The 26,777-nt window shown below is 48.7% G+C and carries 19 protein-coding genes; 5 read left to right on the top strand and 14 right to left on the bottom strand.

Annotated elements, in window-relative coordinates:
* The coding region (locus ACWNM1_RS18135) for a PilZ domain-containing protein (protein ID WP_449602073.1) at window positions 1-384 on the top strand (384 nt) is incomplete at its 5' end.
* 115 nt (window positions 385-499) lie between these two features.
* Here the strand turns inward: ACWNM1_RS18135 and ACWNM1_RS18130 are convergent.
* From ACWNM1_RS18130 to ACWNM1_RS18110, 5 genes are read right to left on the bottom strand one after another with little or no spacing between them, the layout of a single operon-like run.
* On the bottom strand, window positions 500-1,228 hold the full coding sequence (locus ACWNM1_RS18130; protein WP_449602071.1) for a hypothetical protein: 729 nt from the start codon (window positions 1,226-1,228) through the stop codon (window positions 500-502).
* On the bottom strand, window positions 1,222-1,923 hold the full coding sequence (locus ACWNM1_RS18125; protein WP_449602069.1) for an ABC transporter ATP-binding protein: 702 nt from the start codon (window positions 1,921-1,923) through the stop codon (window positions 1,222-1,224). The genes ACWNM1_RS18130 and ACWNM1_RS18125 overlap by 7 nt, the downstream gene beginning before the upstream one ends.
* 13 nt (window positions 1,924-1,936) lie before the next feature.
* Window positions 1,937-2,311 carry a GntR family transcriptional regulator gene (locus tag ACWNM1_RS18120; RefSeq protein WP_449602067.1) on the bottom strand — a complete coding sequence of 125 codons (375 nt, stop codon included), beginning with the start codon at window positions 2,309-2,311 and terminating at the stop codon, window positions 1,937-1,939.
* A 2-nt stretch (window positions 2,312-2,313) separates the two neighbouring features.
* Window positions 2,314-3,060, bottom strand: coding sequence for an ABC transporter permease (locus tag ACWNM1_RS18115; protein WP_449602065.1), 747 nt, complete (start codon window positions 3,058-3,060; stop codon window positions 2,314-2,316).
* Entirely contained in the window at window positions 3,053-4,009 is a 957-nt protein-coding gene (locus tag ACWNM1_RS18110; RefSeq protein WP_449602063.1) for an ABC transporter ATP-binding protein, read from the bottom strand. The genes ACWNM1_RS18115 and ACWNM1_RS18110 overlap by 8 nt, the downstream gene beginning before the upstream one ends.
* A 197-nt stretch (window positions 4,010-4,206) precedes the next feature.
* On the opposite strand from ACWNM1_RS18110, the gene ACWNM1_RS18105 reads away from it, so the two are divergent.
* Entirely contained in the window at window positions 4,207-4,578 is a 372-nt protein-coding gene (locus ACWNM1_RS18105; RefSeq protein ID WP_449602061.1) for a hypothetical protein, read from the top strand.
* Window positions 4,579-4,922: 344 nt separating this feature from the next.
* Here ACWNM1_RS18105 and ACWNM1_RS18100 read toward each other — a convergent pair whose 3' ends face one another.
* From ACWNM1_RS18100 to ACWNM1_RS18075, 6 genes are all read right to left on the bottom strand, one after another.
* Window positions 4,923-6,818, bottom strand: a complete 1,896-nt coding sequence (locus ACWNM1_RS18100) for an RICIN domain-containing protein (RefSeq protein WP_449602059.1) — start codon at window positions 6,816-6,818, stop codon at window positions 4,923-4,925.
* A gap of 81 nt (window positions 6,819-6,899) precedes the next feature.
* Window positions 6,900-7,076, bottom strand: coding sequence for a hypothetical protein (locus ACWNM1_RS18095; RefSeq protein ID WP_449602057.1), 177 nt, complete (start codon window positions 7,074-7,076; stop codon window positions 6,900-6,902).
* A 161-nt stretch (window positions 7,077-7,237) separates the two neighbouring features.
* On the bottom strand, window positions 7,238-8,827 hold the full coding sequence (locus ACWNM1_RS18090; RefSeq protein WP_449602055.1) for an extracellular solute-binding protein: 1,590 nt from the start codon (window positions 8,825-8,827) through the stop codon (window positions 7,238-7,240).
* Between the two features lie 91 nt (window positions 8,828-8,918).
* Window positions 8,919-9,854 carry a carbohydrate ABC transporter permease gene (locus tag ACWNM1_RS18085; RefSeq protein ID WP_339270873.1) on the bottom strand — a complete coding sequence of 312 codons (936 nt, stop codon included), beginning with the start codon at window positions 9,852-9,854 and terminating at the stop codon, window positions 8,919-8,921.
* 15 nt (window positions 9,855-9,869) lie between these two features.
* Window positions 9,870-10,790 carry an ABC transporter permease gene (locus tag ACWNM1_RS18080; protein ID WP_339270871.1) on the bottom strand — a complete coding sequence of 307 codons (921 nt, stop codon included), beginning with the start codon at window positions 10,788-10,790 and terminating at the stop codon, window positions 9,870-9,872.
* A 226-nt stretch (window positions 10,791-11,016) separates the two neighbouring features.
* Window positions 11,017-12,870 (bottom strand): helix-turn-helix domain-containing protein, encoded by a 1,854-nt coding sequence (locus ACWNM1_RS18075; protein WP_449602052.1) that lies wholly within the window; start codon window positions 12,868-12,870, stop codon window positions 11,017-11,019.
* Between ACWNM1_RS18075 and ACWNM1_RS18070 the strand changes: the two genes are divergently transcribed.
* Window positions 12,859-13,323: a hypothetical protein gene (locus ACWNM1_RS18070; RefSeq protein WP_449602050.1), complete on the top strand. Its 465-nt coding sequence runs from the start codon at window positions 12,859-12,861 to the stop codon at window positions 13,321-13,323. The two genes, ACWNM1_RS18075 and ACWNM1_RS18070, sit on opposite strands and share 12 nt — an antisense overlap.
* Window positions 13,324-13,369: 46 nt before the next feature.
* Here ACWNM1_RS18070 and ACWNM1_RS18065 read toward each other — a convergent pair whose 3' ends face one another.
* Window positions 13,370-14,389 carry a LacI family DNA-binding transcriptional regulator gene (locus tag ACWNM1_RS18065; protein WP_449602048.1) on the bottom strand — a complete coding sequence of 340 codons (1,020 nt, stop codon included), beginning with the start codon at window positions 14,387-14,389 and terminating at the stop codon, window positions 13,370-13,372.
* A gap of 249 nt (window positions 14,390-14,638) precedes the next feature.
* On the bottom strand, window positions 14,639-22,726 hold the full coding sequence (locus ACWNM1_RS18060; RefSeq protein ID WP_449602046.1) for an S-layer homology domain-containing protein: 8,088 nt from the start codon (window positions 22,724-22,726) through the stop codon (window positions 14,639-14,641).
* A 714-nt stretch (window positions 22,727-23,440) separates the two neighbouring features.
* Here ACWNM1_RS18060 and ACWNM1_RS18055 point away from each other — a divergent pair.
* Entirely contained in the window at window positions 23,441-24,277 is an 837-nt protein-coding gene (locus ACWNM1_RS18055) for a sulfurtransferase (protein ID WP_449602044.1), read from the top strand.
* 526 nt (window positions 24,278-24,803) lie between these two features.
* Here the strand turns inward: ACWNM1_RS18055 and ACWNM1_RS18050 are convergent.
* On the bottom strand, window positions 24,804-25,487 hold the full coding sequence (locus ACWNM1_RS18050) for a hypothetical protein (protein WP_449602042.1): 684 nt from the start codon (window positions 25,485-25,487) through the stop codon (window positions 24,804-24,806).
* Window positions 25,488-26,031: 544 nt separating this feature from the next.
* Between ACWNM1_RS18050 and ACWNM1_RS18045 the strand changes: the two genes are divergently transcribed.
* A complete protein-coding gene (locus ACWNM1_RS18045) occupies window positions 26,032-26,214 on the top strand; it encodes a hypothetical protein (RefSeq protein ID WP_339270856.1) in 183 nt (60 codons plus the stop codon).
* The last annotated feature ends 563 nt before the right edge of the window (window positions 26,215-26,777 follow it).

Here is a 26,777-nt window from a genome sequence, read left to right as displayed (position 1 = left end):
ATTATGGATGTGTCCAGCAGGAAAGAACCATTTCGCTATGTAATGAACCAGCCGCTTGAATGCTGGATTGAAGTTCCAATAAGTAGTAGCGGTCCGGGTGCCGGAAAGCTAACAGAAGCTGTGTTGCTCGATCTTAGCCGATCTGGCTGCAAAGTGCGCACCCCTCTGAATCTTCGATTCACGGCGGGCGATACAAAGCTAGTGATTCATCTTCAATTAAACGAAGAAAAGCTTCAACTCGTGGGCAGCGTCCGTTGGGGCTGGATGTTCGGACTCGGCCAATACCAATATGGAGTTAAACTTAAATTGAACGAGGACGAAGAAGAACAGCTACATAGAGAACTCGATATATGGACAGCCTCTCTAAATGTAGAGGGCCTGTAGAATTCTACATAACAGATGCCCTTCTCATGGAAAGGCGTCTTTTTTTTTTGCATAAAAACGAAGACAAAGCTAATCGCTCTGCCTCCGTTCTAAAAAACGTTATTTCACCGTGTACCTAGGACTCCACTCTTTTTTTAACGAGCTTAACAATAGCAAATACTAGAATCGTAATAATCACAGCTTCGAACAGGGTAGGAAGTAAGCCAAGAACATACTGAGAGATCTCAATATCATTTAATTTAGCAGCCTCATCCGTCACTTCAAATCGAAAAGCTCTTTCCAAAGTGATATTTTTATGATCGAACATCGATGCTTCTAATAAAGAAATTACATACTGTATTACAAAAAAAACGGCTATCCCAATCCATACTCTTCCTTTTACTCTCACACTCATTGCAACGGTCATGGAGAACATCACGAGCAATATAGAGTAGGCGGAAGTCCAAAAAACTATTAGCACTGTATATGCGGAAATCTGCCAAAATTTTTCCGGTAAAAACGAAGTTGAAAACATCATAATATCTACTGCTAAATGAATATAAGCGACTAGAAATAAACCGAGTAACGACCCTAGAAACAGCATTACCGGTGAGAGAACGGTATACAGGACTGGTACTGGAACAAGCCTCCGATTGTATAATCTCAGGTTCTGACCGAAGGTTCGCAGGCTAAAAAAGAGAAGTACTACACCTGCTACGGCATAGGAAGTGACGTTCAGCATGAACATGTCTTGATCTGAATGAACAGTAAATCCTATCACAAACTGCACAAGAATGGTGATTACAAAAACAGCAAGAAACTTATCCCTATCTCGCCTAAAATCATACTTCACTAGCTTTAGCATTCTGCGTACACCTCTCTGAACAGTTCGTCTATACTTTTACCTTGGCGCAGCCGGATATCTTCTACCGCCGTATGCATCACAATTTCTCCCTCTTTTATAAAAATCACATCATCAAAGATCCGCTCGATATCCGATACTAAATGAGTAGAAAGGAGAATGGTGCTGTCCTCTTCATAAAACTCTACTAACGCGTTAAGAATTTTAGTTCTAGCTACTGGATCAACACCACCGATTGGCTCATCCAGTAAATACAAGCTAGCTCGGCGTGATAAAGCAAGTGTAAGCTGTAGACGTTCATTCATCCCTTTGGACAAATCCTTCACCTTATCTTGAGCTCTTAGTTTCATAAACTCCAACATTCGAGAAGCCTTAGTCTGATCAAAATCCGGATAGAAATCACTTTGGAACTTTAGAGCATCCTTAACATTCATCCAGGATTCTGTAAGCGGCTTATCGGGCATAAATGACACTACTGCTTTACTATCTATGCCTACAGCCCCTCCAATAATGGATACACGACCGGAAGTAGGCTGTGTCAGCCCGGCGATGATTTTCATAAGTGTACTTTTACCGCTGCCGTTACTGCCCAGCAGTCCCGTGATTTTACCCGCACTCAGATTAAAGGATACTCCGCGGAGGGCGTGCTTGGATCTATATTTTTTTGTAACGTCATGAACCTCAAGTATATTTTCCAACTTGCTTCCCCCCCTATTCTCCATCCTTGTTTCGGATACTCTCTGCTACTGCCGCTAAAATATCTTCACCTTGAAAACCAAGGTCCTGCATGCCACGAATGAAACGATCTAGTACATCTTTTGCCATTTCTTTTTTGATGGTCAAAATAGTACCTTCATTACTAGTGACGTATCTTCCCATTCCACGCCGGGTCTCCACGATTTCTTCACGCTCCAGTTCCTGAAAGGTTCTTTGTACTGTATTCGGATTAATCTGCAGTTCATTGGCAAGCTCTCGTACCGAGAGAATTTTATCTCCTGGTTTTAACTTACCTGTGACGATTTCTCCTTTAATGAAATTCATGATCTGAATATAAATCGGCAGGTTGTTATCGAATTCGATTGTCATGATTAAGCAACATCCCTTCGTCTAAAGACGGAGAAGCCTATGAGTAGAAAGACAGCTGTGTATAGAAGTAGCATTACTATGGAAAAGGTCAGCGTCATTCCAGGCATAGGAGCTCCTCCACCTTCATAAGCAGCTAAATTTAGGTTGGGGAATAATACATATTTATAAAATTCACGAAAAATAACCAATTTGTCTATCATCAGCATAAACATTGTAGCACCAATTGTAACACCCGTAGATGTTGTCAAAATCCCGATCATAAAAGCAAGTGTTGTATATACAACTGTACTAACTGAGTTATACATTAAACTGGTTAACATCTCACGAATACCAGCCTCACCACCACTCAAGCCAAACCACAAAGCGCCTGATGCAAAAACCGCCAACATGCCGACAACTGCCACTGAGAACGCGTAAATCAATACAACAGCATATTTGGACGCAAGTATTGCTGTACGACTTCTCGCACGGATTAGAAGGAATTTGATAGTGCCCTGACTATATTCTTTTGAGACAATACCCGCTGTTCCGATAATTGCAAGAATGGTAATCACTTGCCCAATCCCTTGGGAAATCAGCATCATTGCTGAAAAATCATAAGCCGATCCAAACATATCAGGTGAGACAGAATGAACAATGTAACCTAACAGCAGAGATAATAAAATTAATATCAGGTAAGGCACAAAAAACGTGCGTTTCTTCGAGAGCTTGAGCCATTCATTAACCACCAAATTATTAAAACTACGCAATGCGGTTCCCTCCAGTCCATTTCAAGAAATCTTCTTCTAAGCTTTGTTTATTCTCTGTAATCCGGAAAATACCTACCCCTTTATCACTAAAAGCAGACACTAGCTCTGGCACTCTGCTGTCATGCAGACTTACCGTCACCTCAGAACGAGCACTGTCCATAGTTAATAGTTCTGCGTATTCTAACCTCCCCAAGAGGATTATTGCGGATTCAACTGAGGCTACGCGAATCGTTAGCTTTACTTCTGCAGTTGCTTCCTGATCCCCTCCGATCGCTGTAACGGTCACCAATTTGCCGTTCTGAATCACGATGGCCCGGTGACAAATTTGTTCAATTTCAGTCAGTAAGTGACTGGATATTAGAATTGAAATCCCTTCAACCTCAGCAATCCTACGCATATAATCACGCATTTCTCGTATACCTGCTGGGTCAAGACCGTTCGTAGGTTCATCTAGAATCAATAACTTTGGTCGGTTCAGTAACGCCTGAGCAATCCCAAGACGTTGACGCATACCGAGCGAATAGGCCTTCACTTTCTTGTTCATTGCTTCCTGAAGTCCAACCAATTCCACAACCTCATCAATTCTGCCAGCCTCAATATTATCTGTCATTCTCTGGTATTGTTTTAAATTATCAAGCCCTGTCATATACGGATAGAACTCTGGATTTTCAATAATCGCTCCAATATGTCCGATAGCTTTATTAAAATCATTCTTCACACTGTGTCCTTGAACGATCACATCGCCTTCGCTCATCCGTATTAGCCCCGTCATCATCCGAATCGTTGTTGTCTTACCTGCACCATTGGGTCCCAATAGCCCAACAATTTCTCCCTTACGGATATCAAATGTCAGCTTATCCACAATGGATTTTCCTTTAATGATCTTGCTTACCCCATTCATTTGCAGCACGATTGAATCCTGCATCTGTTCGTTATTTTCTGAATTCATAATAATCCTCCCTGCCATCTTCTTATTATTGATGATTCATTTTAATGTGTCGGTGTTATAGTTGAATAGTACACTAATGCAATGTTGATGTAAAGCCCAAAATTATGAATTTCCAAAAAGAAGGGCTTTCTATTAGACTATCTGCCAAACCAAAAATTGAAATGAACATAGATTAGATAGCAAAGGAGGAATGGCAAATGAAAAAAGAAGTTCATGTATCTCAGACTTTCCCACGTTTGACCGTGTACGATGAAGAAAACTTTAGGGGTAGCAGTAGAATCTTTACTGGTAACCTTGGCATTCGTAATACGGATAGGATTTTAGATGGCATTGAGAGTCTTCGTTTCTTCTCTACTAGCAGCAATGCAACATTGGTATTGTTCACTAGAACCCGGTTTAGAGGAAACTTCCGCGTGCTCCGTGGAAATCGCAGTATCCGTGATTTGGACGACTTTATATCCGGTAATGATGTGGAATCCATTATTTCAACTAATCAACGATTAACTCTCGAACAGATTCGCAATATCCGCAGCAGCGGCACTTTGCCTGCGGGATATCGCTTGATCTAACATTTCCATTCAACAAGAAAGGAGCAATCTGGAGCAAGAGCCCAGGTTACTCCTTTTAATAGATTAATCCCCTAAAGGGTAATATACATAAATGCCACAATTGAGGTAGAGTTATTATAAGATCAGAATGTAAAAGTCTACAGTAAGATGCCAGAGAAATCATTCTCATTTAACTGATGCTACAAACATAGGGATAGAAAAAGGCCAAGCCATCCTTCGCAAAGCAGCCGGAAATCCTGATAAGCTCAAGTCTGGGGATTGCAGTCTTAAACTGAATATCCAGTCTTCATACACACCAAAAAAAAGCCCGCGCTTGTCGGGCTTTATGACATTCAAATCAAACTTTACGGTGCTACAAAGAAGAATAACTGATTGTCCGCTCCGGTATAAGACCACTGCTGGATTTTAGTACCGTTCATGGTTGAAGTGCCTGGAATATCCAGCACTTTGCCGCTATTCTTATTCACAATCTTATAATAGCCTCCACCTGCAGCTTCAAGCTTCCACTGCTGATTATTTCCTCCCGTACCGGTAAGCGCCCACTGCTGAACGCCCGCACCGTCCGTGGTGGAGCCGTTTATCACATCCAAGGCTTTGCCGCTGGCTGCGTTAACGATGTTGACATACCCACTTCCTGCATCGCGGATCGTCCACCGCTGGTTATTTCCGCCTGTATACTCCCATTGCTGGACAAGAGCTCCATCCGCCGTAGAAACGTCAGTCACATCCAGGGACATTTCACTTGCTTTGCTCAAGATCTTATAGGTGCCGCCGGTCACCGGTGCCGAGGTGGACGACCATTTGAACGTGATCGCGCCTCCGGCAGGAACCATGTACGTGAATGACTGCGAATTCCACTGAATCTTGACGGTCTTAGCGCTGGAGAGCCGGTTGGACAGCACAAGAGCAATGGTGCCGTCCGGATTTTTATAGGCTACGTCCTCCATGCTGTCCTGAAACGTGTTCGAATCAATGCGGGACGCATTCAGGTCGACAAATTTGCTGCTGTGCCCCAGACCGTAAAACTGCGGGTTGTAGGTCACTGAGTCCATAGTGTCAGAGCGGATGGTCAGCAAGCCGCGGTTGGCAGCATCAATTCCGGCGAGCGCGGGGCCGCCATTCTGATCCAGCGCAACATTCCACATGATATAGGACTTCGCCCAGTTTCTGGGAAATCGGATCGTATGCATCATCAGATCCTGGAACATTCCCATGTTCGTGCCGCCGCCAATCCACGTTCCGCTGCCGCCTTCCGTGAACCAGATCCGTTTGGCCGGATACTCGTTATGCAGCGTAGTCAGATTGGAATGGCTGAGGGCCGAATAATAATGAAAAGCACTGCCCTGCGTATAGGCAGATGCGCTGGATCCCAGCACCGACGAGGCATAGCTGATATCGTCATAGTTGTGGTCATAGGCCATAATTTGAGTGTTAAGTCCGTTCTGTGCCAGCTTCGGACCCAGCACATTGATCAGATTGATTTGTTCACTGGCAGACATTTGCAATCCGGGATAGTGTGGGGCAAATTTCGGTTCATTCTGCAGGGAGAGGGCATAGACCGGTGTTCCAAGTGCGGCATACTGCTGCAGATATTTCACCAGATAATTAGCATAGGCATCATAGCTATCGGTACGCAGTGTGCCGCCCGTGTCGCCGTAGAGGCTTTTTTGCGTCTTCATCCAGGCTGGCGGACTCCACGGGGCGGCAAACAGCTTGATCCGGCCCGGATTAACGTTGTAGGCCTGATTAAGCATAGGGCGGATATAGGCATCTTCCCGCCAGAGCGAAAAAGCGCTCAGGTTCATATCATCACTGTTCCCGCTCGTATCATCATAGGTCCACATCTCCCAGTTGAAGTCACTCGCGCCGATCGGCTGGCGGAGGGCGCTGATGTTGATGCCGCTGGCGTTGAACAGCTGATTCATGACCTCAGTTCTTTTGGCTGTAGACAGCTTGTTTTGCAGCAGCCAGCTGGATGAATCTGTGAGTGAAGCTCCAAAACCGTCCATCGTCTGATAGGTGCTTCCTTCATTGACAGTAATCGTATAGTCTGCACCTGCGCTGGACGCAGAGAACTTGACATCCGATTGTCTTGCCAACCAAGTATTTGTGTTGGGGTTGGACAGCCATATTTGTACGGTTTCCCCTGCAGCCTGTGCCTGTTGCGGTGCGGACACCGCCCCCATGGGCACGCTAATGGCTAGAACAGTTGCCAGAGTCAGCATTTTTTTGATTGCCATAACAGTTCACTCTCCCTGAATAATATGAACTTCTCAAAATGCCCTTATAGTGTTAATAGCAAATGTGACGACAACGTGGGATTAGTCCAGTACAGCCACCCAGCAATAGGTCCCGGCTATCCCCGCTGGCAGAGACGTGAACTGCCAGCCTTCGTAGAGCAGTCGGAAGTCCTGATCACGGTGGTCAGTACAGTTGACCACTACCGCCATGAACCCGCCATCCGGCTTGCGGATGACGATAGGGGTCACGCTGTCCATACCTCCGCTGCTGGCGATTATTACCGCGCCTCACCGGACTTCGACTCGGTCCAGAGCAGATCCCGTAATCTGCTGCTTTGCCACATTCCCCTTTCTTTTCTGAATAGGAACTGGAACAGCAGCGAAATTGCCTCCGCCGCTGTTCCTCATAATTTCAAGTTCTATTTAATTCCTTTTTCGTCAAAAAACTGATTCGATTGTTCCTTCACATAAGTCAGGAGTTTTTCGATACCGGCACTTTTCAGCTTGTCGCGGTAGGTCTTGAGTGCAGCGTCCACATCAGGTATCAGCCCGAGCATCAGCGGCTTGCCGTATTGCTCAAACACTTGGTTGACCGCTGCAAGCTCGGTTTTAACCGGATCATAATCCATATAAATCGGTCCGAAAATATCCGGTTTGCTGATCGGCTTGAATTCCTCCTTCAGCTTATCGAGGCCATCCCAGCCTCCTTCTTCTTTCAGCATGTTGGGCTCATAGCGCCAGCCCCAGCTTGCGATATCGAAACGCGGCGTCACATTGAGATCGACACCCGGTGCCGGAATGACAATCGTTTTGGCGTCCTTGCCCTTGGCCCAGTGCTTGCCTTCGATCCCATAGGTCATCAGATCAAAGTAAACAGGATCGTTGCGAAGCTTATCGAGCACCATCAGCGTGCGCTCCGGATTCTCCGAGCTCTTCGGAACAGCCATCGCGTTCGAGCTTGGCAGCGTCGGAAGTACATAATTGTGGAACCGGGTGAATGGGAAGTAGCTGATTTCCATATTCAGTTTTTTCGACTTCACCTCATTAATAAAGCCTCCGGCGCTGGACGGGTTGCGCCAGTAGATCGCTCCTTGTCCGGTCTTGATGAAATCGCCGGCTTCTTGCTTCGAGGACAGCGAGTTTTTGTTCCAGTAGCCCTTGTCTGCCCACTCCTTCATCTTCTTGACCCAAGCTTCGTACTTGTCAGTAAACGGTACGATTTGAATGTCCCGCGGAGTATCGTAAGAAGTGGCCGCGATCACCTCACTTCCGCCAATCATCTGGAAATCATTCCAGTATTGGGATAGGAATTTCACGTTATCATAGACCAAGCCATTGATCGGGGTAACATGCTTCTTCGTCTTCACGGCATCCATGTAAGCCTCAATCGAATTCAGGTCGGTGAACTCCGGCAGGCCTAATTCCTTGCGCCAGTCCTCCCGGTAGACGTAGCCGGCTGGAGTGTATTCCGGAACCGTATTCGGCACCGCGTAAATACCACCGCCGACCGTGACGGAGCCCCAGTCATCCTTCGGCACATTGCCCCAAGTTTCCGGTGCATATTCAGGGAGCAGATTCGTCAGATCCAGGAACGCACCCTGCTTGGACAGCTTGTAGAAATCTGCCCAGCTGGATGCGAAGATCATGTCGATCTTCTCACCGGAGGTTAGCAGCAGATTATATTTAGTCTGCCAGTCGTTCCAGGTGGTAAACTTGAGATCGACCGTAGTGTTCAGGTCTTTTTCCAGCATTTTGTTCCATTCGGCTAACACCTTGTCCATATCCTTATGCGTATCGCCGACCAAATACCAGGTCAGCTTTACCTTTTTGAGCGGTTCCTTCGACGATGTGGCCTCACTTGCCGCTGGACTGGCATTGCCTCCGGACGTAGCCGGATTGTTCTTTTCCGACGCACCGTTATTCGATCCGCCGCAGCCTGCCAGCAACGATGCCAACATGGAGAGCGAGACGAGCAGTGTCCATCTTTTTTTGATTTTTCCCAACTTCATTCCTCCTCAATTAATGTGCTAAGTGCTTCGACTGTCTGACCTTGCCCTTTATTACTTATAAAAAAATACTATGTTAGCCGGCAAGCCGGTTCTAACCTTTGACCGCTCCAACAGTAAGCCCTTTCACGAAGTAGCGTTGGACGAAAGGATACAGTAGGATAATTGGCCCTGTCGCCACCACAGCAACGGCCATTTTGAGTGTTTCCGTCGGCGGTACGACATTAGCGGCCAGGTAGGCCCCGTTATTCGTCTGCAGCACCGCTGCACTGGACAGGATTTTATAGAGCAGGAATTGCAGCGGATATTTACTATCCGATGTAATGAACATATTGGCATTGAACCAGTCGTTCCAGTAGCCGAGTGCGAGAAACAGCCCGATTGTGGCGAGTCCAGGCGTCGACAGCGGCAGAATCAGCCTCTGGTAGATCTTGAAATCACCGGCGCCATCAATTTTGGCGGACTCTACAATGGATTCAGGGATCGACTTCATGAAGCTGCGCATCAGGATAATGTTCCAGGCACTCAGCAGAGGAGGCAGAATCAGCGCCCAATAGCTATCTTTGAGTCCCAAATTTTTGGTCATGAGAATATACCAGGGAATTAGGCCACCGCTGAACAAAGTCGTGAAGTAAATAAAGAACGAAATGCCGTTACGCATGGCGAAATCCTTGCGGGAGAGGACATATCCGGCCATCGAGGTCAGGAAAATGCCCAGCAGCGAGCCGGCGATCGTCACACCGATCGTTACACCGTAAGCCCGGTAAATTTGCTCCGGCGTACTGAATACGGACTTATAAGCCTCGAACGAGACCGTGTTCGGGAATAATTGAAAGCCTTTTGAGATAATCTCCAGCTCATCGGTAAAAGAACCGGCGACGATCAGCCAGAAGGGGATGAGACAGATCAGGGAAACGAATGTCAACAGTGTGTAGCCGATGATATTAAAAACGATGGTTTCCTTATCCTGCTTGATCCGGCTGCCCTTGAAGGCATCCGCTTTGGCCAGTTGATTGACTTGAGTACTCAAGCGTATACCTCCTTTCTAAAACAAGGAGTAGTCCTTGTTCGTCTTACGAATGATGAAATTGACGATCATGATCAAGGCAAAGCCGAAAAAGGATTGATACAGGCCGGCTGCCGTACCCATCCCGATGTCAAAATTGACCGTCAGGGAACGAAACACATACGTGTCGATAATGTCTGTGGCATCATACAGCATACCGTTGCTGCCGATAATCTGATAGAACAGATCGAATTGCCCCTTCATAATGGTGCCAAGGCTGAACAGAATCAGCAGGATGAAGGTAGGCTTCAGCAACGGCAGGGTGATATTGCGGATTTGCTGAAAAATAGTCGCCCCGTCGATTTTCGCCGCCTCATAATATTCATCGCTGATCGCCATAATGGCTGCCAAATAAATGACAGTGCCGTAGCCGAGCCCTTTCCAGATATTAAAGAACACAATAATGAACTTCCAAGGCGCCGTATGTAGGTAGAAATCATAGGGATGAAGTCCAATCTGCTTAAGTACGCTGTTGACTACCCCGAGGTCAGAGAACAGGTTGTAGACGAACGCGCCTACCAGCACCCAGGACAGAAAATAGGGAAGAAACATCAGCGATTGGGCCGTCTTCTTAAACAGCTTGCCGGACAGCTGAGCAAGGAATACGGCACAAATAATCTGCATGATATTGCCCAGTAAAATGAACGCCAGATTATACAGTACGGTATTCTTGGTCAGATTCCACAGTACTCCTGTCTTAAACAGGAAATTGAAATTCTCCATCCCGACAAACTGGCTTCCAAACAGCCCCCCGTCAAAATCAAACTTCGTAAAGGCGTAATACACGCCAATCATCGGGATGTAACTAAACACAATGAAAAAGACAATTGTTGGTGCAATCATCAGCAGTAGCGTCTTGCTCTGACGCAGTTCCCGGATGATCCCGCCCTTTCCGGACATCGAATCAGCCTCCTTCTCCTTCTATTTGAAAAATTCCGCCGGTACTTCCGGCTCAAGGTCAATACTAGGAGACAGCCTCTTTCCGGGCAACTTACCATATGCGATATGACTCACTTTTTGCTTAAAAAGCAGACTAATTTTTTCCGAACTGACTGCTTATTTGCTACCTCTGTACGTTAAAAAAGGCGATCCTGCGCAATTTTATCGCCATGGGTCGCCTTCTCTTCTAATCTGCTGCAATGCCTGCTTCTTCGCCGTTATCATCTGTTCGCCCCCGGCCCGTTCTGCGGTATTCCGCAGGCGTTACACCGTTGTACTTCTTGAACGCTTTAAAAAAGTACGGGCTATTCGAGAAGCCGGCGCGTTCTGCGATTTCTCCGACGGGAGCATCCGTATGCAGCAGCAGCTCGCGCACTCTGCTCATCCGCATTTCCTGGATATAACCTAGTATCGTCTGCAGCGTATGCTGTTTGAACACGCGCCCGATATAGGTGGCGGACATGCCAAGCTCCTCTGCCAGCATGTCCAGAGACAGATTCGGATCGGCATAACGTTCATCGAGAATTTTTTTGATCCGGCACGGTAATTCATCCTGCCGGCTCTTCTTCCGTTCATTCATCTGATTCTCCAACTGATCAAATAGGGACATACAACGTTCAATGAACTGCTCCATCGTCTCAGTCCGGGAGTGCGGCATATACAGCTGCAGATTAATGAACTCCCAGTCCTCGTTCGACAGTGAATGTGACCGGATAATCCGCAGCGCGTTCTGCAGCGCAAAGGTCAGATGTGAAACAGCAAACTGGTAGGAAATATAGGTATAAGCAGCTGTATCTACAATGATCTCGCGGAACAGCTGCCTTACATCAGCTATCCGCCCCAGCATTAGCTCATCAATCATCTGCTTCTCTTTATGCAGTGGATATTCATAACGTTTGGTCTTGTTCTGTTCCACTTCCTCGGCTTCGATATGGCTGCCGGCTCCGCTGAACACCCAGCTGTATGAGGCTTCCACCGCCTGCTGATACAAGGCGTGCACCGCTTCAATACTCGGGCCACTCAGGCTCGAGGAAACAGTGACTGACAGCTTTAAATATTCGCTGACTGCCGTCTGAATCCAGGAAGCAGACTCCTTGCACCGCTCCCGGTCACCTTCAGCATCGCCGGACATCTGAAGAAGCACCGCCGCCTGTTCATCCCCGATATCCACCGCGGTGGCGGGAATGCCAGCGGCGGCGAACAGCTCTTGGACAATGTTGAGCACTCCATAGATCAGCAGCTTGCGGTCCTCCGCTTTGTATCGGTTCACGAATAGCAGGTGATCGTCTACCATGATCAGCAGGACACGGACAGGCCGTAAAGGATCCAGTGGAATGCTGTATCGTTCAAATCGGTCGGATGCATGCCGGGCGTTCATCTGGGTATATCCCTTCAACAGGCTGCGGAGATAATCCATGCGCATGGCCTGGACACTCTCCCGCTGCTCTGTCTCCAGCTTACCTAACCGGGAGAGCTTGTGGTTCAGCCCGCTAAAAATCCGACGGGACAGCAGAGAAGACAGCACAAGTCCGGCGAGCAGGATGCCTCCGGCAACGATCATTGTCTTGATCCGCATACTGTCGATATTCTGGCTGATTACTGAATAAGGCACAATGCGTATATACCTCCAGCCTAGATAATCAGACCTGCTGTAGGTGATCAGAGATTTGACATGATCGACCTCAGCAGCAAAATACCCGGAACCCTCCGGATCTCGCAATATCCGGTCTATATACGTCGTGCCCTTAAGGCTACTCAGCATCGGCGTCTTCCAGCTGTTCGTGACAAGTGTGCCGTTTTCGTCGATCAGAAAGGTATTCGTCGGATCATTCGTCAAAGAACCGTCGATATGCTTATGCAGCTGCGTCTCCTTGATGTTGACGACGACCGCATTCTTCCGCGACTTCTTGCTGAGCGTGTCATATAGCAAAAAAGTATACGTATCGCGTTCCCGCTCTGCGATATTTCCGACGAGCCCATCGATCCTCAACTTGCGAGGAATCGGCATTAGCGTGTTGTAATCGTTTACATGCTGGAGCATGTTGCGCAGCTCCTGATCGTAAAATTCCGGCTCGCTGAACACAGAAGGTACATTCATATCAGAAGTGACATAGAAGGTGCGTGCCTCGGCATTGTAAACATAGATAGACTCGATAAATGGCGAGGTTTCACGGTAATTGGTCAGCTGCCGGATGGAAACGGCGATGTCCAGCGCACTGACGTCGGGAAAATTAAGCAGATTGGCGACATTCTGATCGCTGTAAATCTGCTTGGCGAACGTGGCGGCGGTCACAGCCATCACGGAGGCTTCCTGAGTCGTCTGCGCCAGACTATCCATCGTCTGATCATAGGATTGGCGGAGCGCAATTTTCTCAAAATTCATATAAAGGATGATGGACAGGATGGAAATTGTCAGAAAAATCGTGACTACCATTACGGAAAAAAACTTCCCGAAGTAGCGTTCTACCTTTCTATGCGGCATTTTCATGCATGATTCCCCCACCAAAGGATAGTGTCATTCCAGCCCCGTAGGTGGGCATTCATTTCAAATCAGCTCCTTTTTGCGAAGAACCTTTGACAATCAGCCTAGAATCGATCATAAAATTACTTTGACCCTGTTGGAGATTCCCGTTGATCTGATCGATAACCTTGTCCGCCAGCAGCGCCCCCAACTCGTACAACGGCTGTTCGACTGAGCTGATCTTAGGCGATACATAGTTTGTAATCCGGATATTGTCGACACCCACCACCGCCATGCGGTCTGGAATCGCAATGCCATACTCAGAGCAGGCTTTGTACACACCTAATGCCATCTCGTCATTGGCGGCAAAAACCGCTGTAAAATCGCCGCTTTCTTCCCATAACCGACAGAAAGCTGCATATCCTCCTTCTTCGGAGAATTCTCCTTTCTCAACCAGAGTTGACAGAAAAGGAAGTCCCGCCGCAGCCAGTCCCTCCTTGAACCCTTGCAGCCGCTCGATGCTGTCGAGCGCCTCCTCGTAGCCGTTCAAAAAAGCAATCTTCCGGTGCCCGTTCGCCGCCAGATGAGTGACAACATCACGGCCGATTTTCCAGTTATCCGTAGTGGTACAGGGAATATTAGGATGTCCAAGCCGGCGTCCGATAACTCCAATCGTGTACCCTTCACCAGCGAAGGCCGCGATCTCTTCGTCGCTCAGCATCGGCGCCACCAGGATAATGCCGTCTACTGTCCGGTTCTGAAGCAACGACAAATACTCCAGTTCCTTCTCCTTCTCATTTTGCGAGTTGCAGATGAGAATTTTGTAATTCATTGCGTTCGCCCTTTGTTCAATTCCCTTGATAATCTCGGCATGATAGGATATCCCGATATCGAGTACGACGACACCCAGAGTCATGGTCTTCCTGGATCGGAGTTGCTTGCCCATGGCGTTCGGTGTATAGTTCAATTCCTGAATGGCCTTCAATACCTTACTTTGCGTTTCCTTAGTTACTAGCGGACTGTCATTCAATACGCGTGATACCGTCGCGGGTGAGACATTGGCAATCCGGGCAACATCGATAATTTTGCTATTCTTCATCAGATCACATACTTTCGAGGGTTAATAAATCCATTATAACTATCAATGAAATCGATTTCAACATCCTTTCGACCTCTGCCTCAGATCCACATATTTTCTCAACAAACATTGCTAGCCTACATTTCTTTAAGGTTTCAGGCAAAGCAAATCAGGCACCGCCTAAGCTATGCCTGATCTCTGCTCTTCCTTTCGTTTGATAATCGGGCCGGCTCCGGCAAAAACGTTCACCGAAACGACCCGCCAATTCAACTAGTACATTATTCCGTACAACCGGTAAAGCGTAACAGCAGCTTCCGCCCTGTTGATCGGCGAAACGGGCTGCAAATAACCGTTATAGCCCTGGAACAAACCGGATGAAACCGCACGGGCCACACTTTCCCTGGCATAAGAGGATACCTGCGAAGCATCCCTGAATTCCGCCAATGCCTCCCCTCTGACCACAGAGCGTTCCCTGCCTGCCGCAAGCATGGCACTGTCCAGCATCATCATCATTTCCTGACGGGTTACCGGCTGCTCCGGCCGGAACTCACCACTGCCCGAACCGCGAACAATGCCCAGCGTCCGTGCAGCATTCACATCTTCATAGTAATAAGCAGCCTGCGCTATATCCGTAAAGGAATGGGTGGCTTGCGCCTGCAGATCAAACAGCCGCATAATCATGACCACCGCATCCGCGCGGGTAACAGTTTGCGCAGGCGAATACGAATGTTGCGAAACTCCCTGGATGGCGCCCTTAGAGGCAAGAGCTTCCACCGCTGCCTGCGCCCAGCCGTAGCGGCCCAGATCGCCGAAATTCTTGGCTACAGAGACAACTACATAACGGCTGAAGTGATGTGTGGTGAATAGCATCTCACCACCTACGCTGTCATATCGTCCGCTGACTACCGGCTGTCCCTTTCCGTCTTTACCGATCTGCCAGAACGTCAGCTGAGACGGGTTGAGCGCTTCAGCGGAGGAAAGCTGGTAAGGCGTGCGGAACGTAACCGTCGCTAGATTGTTCTGCCAGTTGACAGGATTTCCATCCACAGTAGCGCTCAGTTCGACAGCCGGACGGCTGCCCGCAGCCTGCTTGACGTCCTCATCCGCACCGGACAGATCCGCGAGTTTAACGGACACAGCAATCTGCTTTGCTTCTTTAGCCATGCCCGCAAACATATCGCCCGGAAGTAGCAGGCTACCTGCAGGAGTAATAAATTGGATCCGCACCTGCTTCATCGAAGCCAGATATGAGGCAGGCAGCTGCAATTCGAATGTTGTCTTACCCGCAGCTGATCCGGCCTTAAACGTAAGCGTCCGCACTCCATTGGTATCCGCCGGAGCGGCGGCGAGCGCCTTCGTAAGCTCCGCTGTGCCGGGAGCAAGAACAGACTTCGTACTGTCTGTTGCGGCTACGGAGACGGAAGGGGCCGGTGTTGGGGTTCCGGTATCAGGAGTGGGAGTGTCCGTTCCCTTCTTACTGATAACCAGCATTTGCGTTCCAGGCACGGCTTCGTAATAGACGAATGCACCTTCACCTTCCCGGACCGGCTTCAGGTTATAAGAAGTGGCTCCCCGTGTGACAGTAACCTCGTTCCACTCGGCCGGAACCTTCGTTCTCAGGGTTAGCGGCTCATTGTAAACTGCGGGGTCCAGTGTGCCCTCCAGCTTAACCTCAATTGCACCGGAAGCGGCTTTTTTCGTAGCCTTAACTGTGGCGTTCTGTCTTTCACGCAAATATTTGCCCACCTCGGCAATGGTACCGTTCCAAAGAGCATCTATACGCTGGGCTACATATCCGTAATGATTGTCATACAGGCTGAGCGGAGGTGAAGACCAGCCTTCACCATCATTTCCATGGCCGGTCAGAATCAGCCAGTTGCCCTTGGCGATGCCAAAGTCGGTCCACTCATCCAGTTGGACGGTCGTTGTCGTGCTTTCAACCATTGTGCTGCTCAGATTGTAATACTGCTCTGTACTGCTGGCGTTGCCGGCATTGTTGCCTCCCTGACGAGCAGCAACGAAATACTTGGCTGCTTCTGCCGCAACCGCCGCATTGCCCGTATTGTACGGGAGCGCCAACGATTCCGGTGAGTAACCGGTCTTCTCCTTGATCCGGGCGACAGAATCCTTGAACTCGGAGGACACATTGGACGCGCTGAGCGTGGTCAGATTCCGGTGAGTAACCGTATGGCTCGCTACATCGAAAATCCCTTTATCCAGCAGTCCTTTCCACTGATCCCACGTGCCCGTGGAAGCGCCAGTGTCATTAAAACCATCGTCGATCCAGCCGCTGATGAGCGCTAGCGTTCCCTTCAGGCTGTATTTTTCATGCAATCCGGCAAACCGTAAAACGGAGTTGTAGATACCATCATCGTACATAATCGAATACGCGCCGGCCTTGCCGTCTTTCCAGGTGGTAATCTCCGTATCCCCGATGCTGTAAAGTGTACCCCTAATGGCTTTGGCCACTGTATCGGCTAAAGTCCAGGCTCCCTTCGGATTCGGATGAATCTTATCCGGGAAGTCGCTGCGGCTTCCGGCTGTGGCCGCGTTCACGTCGATCAGGGTTGCGCCTGTCGCTTCAGCCGCCTGCCGGATCAGAGGAATGACCCCGTTTTGCAGGACGGAGTTGACAATGCCATAAGCCTGGTTCGGATCATCGTTGAACACTGCCGGTGGCAGATTGACAAAGACCTTCGGATGACTTGGCAGTGCCTGATACAATTGAATCAGCTCTTTATAATTGCTCAGAAACTGGTTCTGCCCCTCCTTCCAGTTCCAGGATTTCGTGTCATTGGTACCAAGCTGGATAACCACGACATCTGGAGCATAAGTCTGGCTGGCCGCAAATGCTGATTCGTTCCAGTATGGATCGTCGCCGTCCTTTAGCAGCGTGCGGCCGCTGACACCGAAGTTCTTGACTACAAAGTTGCTCCCGAGCAGCGACTGGAGCTGTGCCGGATAACTCGTTACCCCGGCATATTTCAGCCCAGCACCCGCTGTGATGCTATCGCCGACCGCTGCCACCTTGAGTTGACCTTCCGGACGGTTCTTCTCCGGAATTTTTTCCGTATACGTGGCGGGAATTTCATCCGACGGATATTCGGCGAAGTACAGATCGTCAAAATAATAAGTGCCGGGATTCCACTCCGACAACCGGATTTCCTTCAGACTGCTGATATCTGCAGAGGTCTTCATCAGCGGAAGAAACACTTTCGTCCACTGCCCCTTGACTGAACCGATATCGGTCCAGTTATTCACGGAGACCGTGCCGTCTGTATCCACAAAGGTAACGTGGACGGTATTCGATCCCTGCATATCCTTAACATAGAAGGCCAGATAATTGAAGCCGGAAGCATCTATGGAAGCTGCGCCGCCCTGGGGCTTAATGATGACAGATTGCTTATCCGCTCCCGGTGAGCCGCCGTCTCCAGTGACTTCCAGCTTCACACTTCCCGTTCCTCCAGGATTGACCCCGAATGTCCGGTCCACCATCGCGGTGGCATTCACACCCTGGCCGACCTGCACATCAGTCTCCTCAAAAGACTGGAACCAGCCACTGGAACCTATAGGATACGAAGCGGGCTCCGCACCGGTCTTGTAGGTTGCTGCGAAAAAGTTGTCGACCCATAGCTGCTCAGAAGCGTTCATGCCGATCCTGATCTGGGTAATCGCCAGCGTATTCAACTTCCGGCCGGACAGTGGAACGCCCTGCGCCTTCAGAAGCGGAACACTCAGCCGCGTCCATGCATCTTTCACCGTCTTCCCTTCCGTCTCCGTTGTCCAGGAACGCCCCTCGGCATCCACGAGCGTAATGGAAAGAGGTCTGTCCCCCACGCTGTCCTTGGCGTAGAAGTTCAGGTAATTGTAGCCTGTCAGATCGCTGTTGATCGCGCCGCCCTGCGGAACAAATGAGGCATAAGTCCCGTCCGCTCCGGAACCGGCTGTGATCTTGAGACTCTTCGTGCCGTTGCCTGCCGCGCTGTCTGCTGCTGATTCCAGCTGCAGCTGAGCGGATGAAGATAAATAACCCCTGCCCGACTCAAAGCTCTGGAACCAAGTCGAAATCCCAGCCGGCTTCGGCTGCGTTCCAGCCGAAATCCGGTTATACCTGTTATACCGATCCGCCAGAATATCCTTCACCTGCTTCGGCGTTGTCCGGTCCATATGATACAGACCCATCGTCTGCAGTCCCGTAATATTGGTATACCAGTTATATGCGGTCCACCAGGCCGCGCCGCTCAATAGTCCGTCTGGGTTCGGTGTTCCGTCCTCCGCCCGGGTAGCTGTGCGGGCAAAGGCATTGAAGGTGCCGGTGAACAGGGTCGTCTGCCTTGTGTCCGAGGCGGTTTCGTCACCCGACCAATAGCCGTACTCTGTGGCGATAATCGGCTTACCCGGATGCAGCGCATGTATGGCCTCAATTTCCTCCTGTGTCTCCAAGTCAGTATTCGCACCGTAGAAGGCGCCGAAATACATAGTCATTCCGATGATATCCGCCGGGGAATGCGAATGGTCGCTCACGCCTTTGTACGGATTCGCCACGGCCGACTGGCCAACCAGTCTTGTTCCGTCGATAGCATGTGCAGCGTCGCGCAGCTCTTGGATAAAGTTGACACGCTCCAGCTGCCCGCCTGACTCATTGCTGACTCCGTCAAACCAGACGGAAGGACGGTTATAATTACTGAAGATCATTTCCTCCATCATTTGCTTGGCCTGGCCCCGCTGCCGCTGCAGGTCGAAGGCTTCTCCACTGAACCAATAGGCCGGAATTTCCTGCCAGATGGCCAGGCCGATCCGGTCGGCATACTGATAGGTTGGCAGGCTGTGCGGAAAATGCCCAGTTCGGACGAAATTGGCTTTCAGCTCCTCCCTGATCTTCAGCAGGTCGCTGTACCGGGTAGCATTATCCAGCGAAGGTCCTTTGTCACTACTGTCCTCCGTATAACCGACCCCGGTGAGGAAAGGTGCCAACTCTCCGTTCAGCTTAAGCTGTACACCTTCCGCTTCCAATGTACGGATACCGAACTGGGTATAGAAGGTGTCCGTTACTGCTCCACCGGTCTTCTGCTCTACCTTTAAAATATACAGATTCGGTTCGGACGGACTCCACAGCTTCGGCTCAGGTACTTTCACCTCGATTGTTTGTACCGCCTGCCCGTTGACCGGAACCGTAAATATGCTTCCTTGTGCCGCGACAGCTTCCGTACCCGTCAGGTCCTGCGCATATTCGCTGAGCTGGTTACCCTCTCCAATCTCCGCTTCATAGACTGTATAGGACAGCTGAACCTGCTTCAACGTTTTTCCCGTATGATTCAGAAAGGTGCGGACCGACAGTTGTCCATCCGTATCTAGCGTACGCACATCACTGCGCACCACATAGGTTTCCGGCATAAATTCAACATAGGCGTCCCGCAGAATTCCTGTGTAGTTGAACCAGTCAGACGTCGCGTACGGCAGTATTTCCCCGTTATTGAACGTGTCCCATTTCGGATTGTCGACCCGCACAGCGATTACATTGTCGCCGCCGTAGTTCAATAAACCGGAAACGTCCAATGCGAATGGCGTGTAGCCACCCTGATGCCCGCCCGCATATTGTCCATTGATCCACACATCCCCAAAATAGTTGACGCCAAGGAAAGTAAGCTGTGCTGGCTGCCCCTTAAGAGAGCTACTCACCTCAAAATGTTTGCGGTACCATACACCTCCCTGATAACCCGATTTGTCACTCTTGTTTTCCGGACCACTTAGTGATTCGTAAACCACACCCTCATCCTCCGGGAGAGGCAGCGTCTTGCCGGTCCAGCTAGAGTCGTTGTAACCAATCTCCTGTCTGCCGCCCGCCTCTTCCTCAAGACCGGCAGTTCTGGCGCTGTCCCGGGGTGCTGCTGACAGCTTGGAATCCAGGGTGGTTCTTTCTTTTTTCCAGTCCCCGTTTAAAGAGAGATACGTTCTGTCCTGCTGCTTCTCGAAAGAACCCAGCGGCAGATTGCTAGAATAGGGCATCGCTTCGCCGTTCACATCCTTCAGTACCAATTGCGTAAAGCCGGCATTCGGGAAGCCGGCGCTTTCGTTTTTACCGAAATAAAATTCATCCAAATAATAGGTCCCCGCTTTCACCGGTGTCACCGTCACTGCACTAAGGCGTGCAAATTGGAAATTCGCGCCCTTGTCCAAAGGTATAACGATCCGATTCCAGCCGTCTGCTGTCGTCTCTCCGGTCCGCCAGTCTACCGTTTTGCCTCCAGCATCCTTCAACTGTACGGACAGCGTCTGACCGCCCTGCTCATCCCACACATAAAAGATCAGATGGCTGAAATTAGTGGCGTCGAACTCCGGCTGATAGTCGTATGGCAGGTTCTTGTCCGGAGACTCTTCGAGCGCCTGCGGCCTGACGGCTATACCATTCATGGCAGGGTTGGACGAATCCTGGGACAGCACAGCCCGAATGCTCGCTGAGTTGTATGCACTCGCCGACTTCTCCATGCTGAGCGCAGTGCTCACCCCGGTACCGGCCGTAATCCCGTACCGTCCGTCCTGCCCTTTCGTCTCGAAACTCTGATACCAGACCGCTCCGATATTCTGAGTTCCGCTGATGAAGCCTGCCAGCACATCGTCTTCGGCCATGGCAAAATACATATCATCGAGATAATATACTCCGGCATTGTAAAAGCCGACTTCGACCGATACGATCTTTGTCAGATCAATCTTCGAGGCTCCTTTCAGCGAAAGCTGCATTTTGACCCATTTATTCTTGGTCGAGCTGGAGGTTCCCCACGTATCCCAGACGCCCCCGTTGGCATCCTTGATACGGAATTCCACTCCATTACTTCCCTGGGTGTCCTTCAGATAGAAAGCAAGATATGAATAAGCCGACGCATCGAACGTACCGCCTTCTTTAGGCTGTACGCTCAAATAACTCCCGGCCGTATAAGGCCAGTCATTTTTGCTCGTTGTGACCATGACACCGGCTATGCCCGCTGCGTTGGCTATTTCACCTGAGGCTTCGGCGGTGGTGGCGCTGCCAGCAGAGTAGCCGGTTCTGCTCTCGAAATCATTGAACAAGGCTGTGCGCTCCGGCTTAAAGGCAGGCGAAGGATCTGTTTCGTTCTGGGCCAGATAAAGATCATCGTAGTAGTACACATTACCGTAACCCCAGTACGTTCCGAGCTCAATCTGCTCCAGTCTGGACAAATCAATTTTCGATTTGTCCAACTTTACGGTCATTTTCACCCATTGCTTCGACTCCGTCTTGACCGCTGCGTTTGTTTCCGTATCCCAGACCCCGCCTTCGGCATCCTTGAATACAACATGAATACTGGATCCGGCTGCCGCTGTCGTATCCTTGACGTAGAACAACAGATAACTGAAGGGGGAAGCATCCATATACGTCGCACCGGATACGGTCAAGCCGCCTTCAGGTTTAATTCCGGCTCCATAAACGCTGGTGTTCCAGGCTTCGTTCCGTTCCTTCCCTTCCCCGTCCATATAGGTGTTCTGCATCATTTTAAGACTGCCGGAGCTTGAGGAATAAGCAGCAGCCGCAGTGACACGCTGGGCGACCGTCGCGGTTCCCTGACCTGCCAAGCCATAGCTGCCATCACTGCCGGGTTGTTCGAAGCTCTGGTACATGACAGGCGCCGATGGCTCCACGCCATCATCCGGATAAGCGGGCGGCGGAGCGGTAGCAGATTTAGCAAAGTACAGCTCGTCAAAATAATAGATGTTGCCCCAGCCCCAATACTCGCCCAGCGAAATGGAGACAATCCGCGAAAAATCGAGTTTTGTCTTATCGAGCGGAATCGAAAGCCTCGTCCACTCATCCTTCACGGACAGCGCCTGGTCCGTATTGGCATTCCATTCTTTCCCGTCTGCATCCCTGATGACAACATTCGGGTTATGAACATCGGCGTCCAGAATGTAAAAATTTAAATAGTTATAGGCAGAAGCATCATAATAGGTCTCTTCGGTAACTGTATCCTTCTGCGGCGATACCGTGAATCCGTAAACAGCGATGTTCCAGGCTCCGCCGCCTGGATTATTGTCGTTCGTCTGGATCAGGCGTACACTTCCCCGACTTCCGCCTCCCGGTGTCCGATTTGTAACCGACGCTGTTGAAGAGGTGCCAACGGCAGAAATTCCATAGGTCCCCCCCTCTCCTGCATGCTCAAAGTTCTGATACCACTTGCTGTCTGTCTGCGTCTGCGTTTGCGTCTGCGGTAGCGTCTCCTGCGCGTAAGCGATATCTCGTGCCATTCCCCCGAACACGACTGGAAACAGCAAAACCAGTGCCATGGCCGCCGCGAAATATTTGTTATGCCCCCGCTTTCTATTTACCGATGTACTTATGGACTGCATAGATAACTCCTTTCGACTCTCAATTATTGAAATCGATTTCATTTTAAAGATAAAAAAAGAAAATAGAATTATGTTTCATTCCTTCCTCTTTCAAAATATATAAAACAGTTTGAGCGAATAAGGCATCCAGTGCAATATGACTCCATTGGACTTTTATTTTCATTGAAATCGATTTCATTTTCAAATAAAAAAAAGATAACCTCCTTTCCATTCCTTCCCTCACTATAACCTGTATACAGTTGAAGCAAATAAGCAACGATTGTAATCGATTTCAAATCTATTATAAGAAGGCTCCAATAAAAATGTCAACGCTTTCTTTGATGTTTTCATACATACACTTTTTTAGCCAAGTGTATCAGCTTCCTTATGGATTTCCTTAATTTACACCCGGAGTATTGGACTACTTTCGGCAACTTCTATTAGCGCTGAGTTATTCTTCGTTTTATAGTTCTGCAAAATCTAATAATACTTGTTAAACTGAGTTTATCTACAGATATAAAGTGATTTGATTTTGTTCAGAATCTAGCACTAGAACCCAACATGACTATCACTCCGGCGCAGGTTCACACCATACAGCGCACTGGTAGCTTGCCTTCAGGATATCGTTTGATCTAATCACTTGAGGACGCAGTTTAAGCTATAAGCTTAAGGTGCGTCCTCATTTATTTTCCGCTATAATGACTCCATACATATTAATAGAAAGAAGGTATCTTTATGGAACCAATCGTTTCTACCCGATGGCTGCTTGCTCGATTATACGAACCTGAACTGGTTATAGTCGATTGCCGTTTTTTACTCACAGATCCGGAAGCTGGGCGTAAAGCCTATACGGAAGATCATATTCCTGGCTCAATCTATTTGCATCTAGAAGAACAACTCTCCGCTCAAGTAAGCGCACACGGTGGACGCCACCCACTGCCTGAGATCTCGAAGCTTATCACCTTTCTTAGCAAGGTTGGCATTAACAGGGATAGTATTGTAGTAGCTTATGATGATCAAGGTGGTGCCTACGCTTCCCGTCTGTGGTGGATGCTTAAATATTTGGGGCATGAACGTGTGTTTGTAATGGATGAAGGCTACTCTGCTTGGAAAAAAGCCTCCTTCCCCGTCAGTGATCATCAAGCGGTTAGGATTCCTAGCCAGTATGAAGCAGATGTTCAGAAGAAGATGCTTGTTAGCATGGAAGATGTGCAAAATGTAGTTAACGACGGTGGCGCACTATTGATTGATTCCCGCGAGTCCCGTCGCTATGAAGGGCTGGAAGAACCGATTGATCCGAAGGCAGGACATATTCCTGGGGCGATCAATAAGTTCTGGAAAGAAGTGCTGGATGACCAAGGACGCTGGAAATCAACAGAGGTGCTGAAAGAGCATTATGAGGGGATTGATCCTGAACAAGAGATTATCGTATACTGCGGTTCAGGTGTAAGTGCCTGCCCGAATGTGCTCGCGCTCGGAAAAGCTGGGTATAGGAATGTGAAGTTGTATGCGGGTAGTTGGAGTGATTGGATTTCGTATGAGCAGAATCCAGTGGCGATAGGAGTAGAATAGAATAAGAACCCGTTCGCGGATTCTTGTGATTCCCTGGAAATCAAAAACCCGATTTACCAGACTGGAAAAATATCGTGTTAGATTTTTCGTGTATATTAGGCTCGTTCAGCTTGTCCGTGGCACATTGTGTTCGGTTTTTCGCATACATTTGGCTCGTTTACCTACAGTCGGCACATTGTGTCGATTTTTCGTATACACATGCCTCGTTCAGCTTGCCCGTGGCAGTTTGTGTTCGGTTTTTCGCATACATTTGGCTCGTTTACCTACCGTCGACACATTGTATTCGATTTTTCGCATACATTTGGCTCGTTCAGCTTGCCCGTGGCACATTGTATTCGATTTTTCGCATACATTTGGCTCGTTTACCTACCGTCGGCACATTGTATTCGGTTTTTCGCATACATTTGGCTCGTTTACCTACCGTGGCACATTGTATTCGATTTTTCGCATACATTTGGCTCGTTCAGCCTACCGACGGCACATTGTATTCGATTTTTCATTCACATTCTCACGACGGACTTCATCTTCAAACCAAATCTGGACTTTGTAGCGTACCAATATATTCATAGTAAATGATCCGCTGAGATGAACCTCTTGCCACCGGGCGAAATTTACCTTTATCCACCAGCTGACGGCAGTATTTAATGATCGTCATCGTGTGCAATTCCAGCTCTCTCGCGGCATCAGCCGGGCGAAGGACTCGATGGTGCCGGATGGCTGCTCGCATCAGATCGCGCTCGATTCTGGAATAGGCTCTCTCAACGGTTGTCTTCGCAGACTTTTCTGCTAACAAATAAGAAAAGAGAATGTTCCGCAGCGCGGAGAGAATGAAGGATGGATTTTCTTTTAGCTCATCCAGCGAGATATAGAGCACCGTGCAGTCTTGAGACTGTAGAAAAAGCCCGCGGTTCAAGTCCATCCGGTATTTGCTACGATCCGTTCCATGTGAGCCATAGTCCATAATCTCAAATGCAATACGCGAGGCTCCGATCTCCCACAAAATATCCACAAAATAGGATCTGCCGCGCCAGTCCTTAACTTCATATTCCGGGTGTAATCCGTGAAAATGTCCGGCTAGAGGCCACCACACCTGCTCGACAAACAAGCGGTTTCCGTAACCATGACCGCGTTTAAGTGCATCGAGCCGCTCTCCCTTCCTTCGTTTAAGATGATTACATAACCATTCATTATGCTCCCTCTCGAAACCCATTACCTATCCCCTCGCTCTGCAACGAAATATGTTTTTAATCATACAAAACCCCGCCTCTATTCCAAAAGGAAAGGAGACGGGGCATTCTTTGCCTCGTTTGGTTTTATATATACATAGTGTGCCACATTATCATTAGAATGCACAATAGGAAATCGGCAGGTCCCTATTAATACATTTTCACATGGAATATTTTTTCTGTTTTTGTGTTTTCTTTCCGTTTTCATCAACTGGCCGCCCGAGGGTAATACCGCTGGAGAAGGCCGGATATACGAATATACAACGGTATGCGTTTATAAGAAAGAGAAGCAACTGTCAGCATGCCGGAGTATCTGGCCGCACTTCTGCGAAATGGTCCGCTGAGGACTCCCCTTCCATTCTGAGAAGTGCTCACCCTATCTAAGGAGGGTTGCTCCGCGTTGGGTTCGACCAGGATTTTCTGTATAATGGTAAACGTTACGTCGGATGTGATGTTAAACGCACGAAATGACAAGTAAACAAAGTCCATCCGGCGTTTGAAACCACGAACCGGAAAGGATGAAGTAAATTGAGTTATACGGAACTGCTGGAACGGAAGAGCGAAATCTTGAAGAAAACGGTCGAGAACTGGGTTTTGAAAGAAAATCGCGACGGACTGAACCTTCAAGAGGCTCATATTTACCAGAATATACTCAAGGAATTTCATCAGAACGAACATGAATTGAATGGTACGAGACGAGGAAGCAGTTAAGCGTCAGGACAACAGATCCACGGAAAAAGAAGACACTGTAACAGCTCGCAAACATGAGGCGCAAACGGCTTGATCTCAGAAGACGTACGCGTAAGAATATGAGAGGCTGCCCGGGAAGTTTGGGCAGCTTTTTACGTACAATCAATTCGCTGCCGGCCTCCGAAGCAAACGCCCTAAAATCCAGACTTTCGTATAATCCAGCAACCTGAGGATATCGCTCTATGACGTTAACCTTTTCTGTGCCAAGTATAAATTAGAGTACAGAGCTAGCTCCTGTGCGTCACGACTGCCAGTATGTGCTGGAGGTGGTCCGTATACCTCACACTTTAGTTTCTCAGATGTATTCGATATCAGCAATTTATATTTGTAAATATTTTAATGATAGATGGAAGACACAATACAACAGTTTGTTAATTTTGTTAAGGTAACGGTTCGCAATGTATGGATTCATTTCTTTCTTTTTTGACCACATAATTTTCTATCCTATTAGGTATTATCGCCTATGAAACTATCAACCTTCTGGACAATCCTTCCTCTAGTTGTATATAGTGTATAACGAAAGT

Source organism: Paenibacillus sp. Marseille-Q9583 (assembly GCF_976954365.1).
This window is presented reverse-complemented; position numbering and strand designations above follow the sequence as displayed.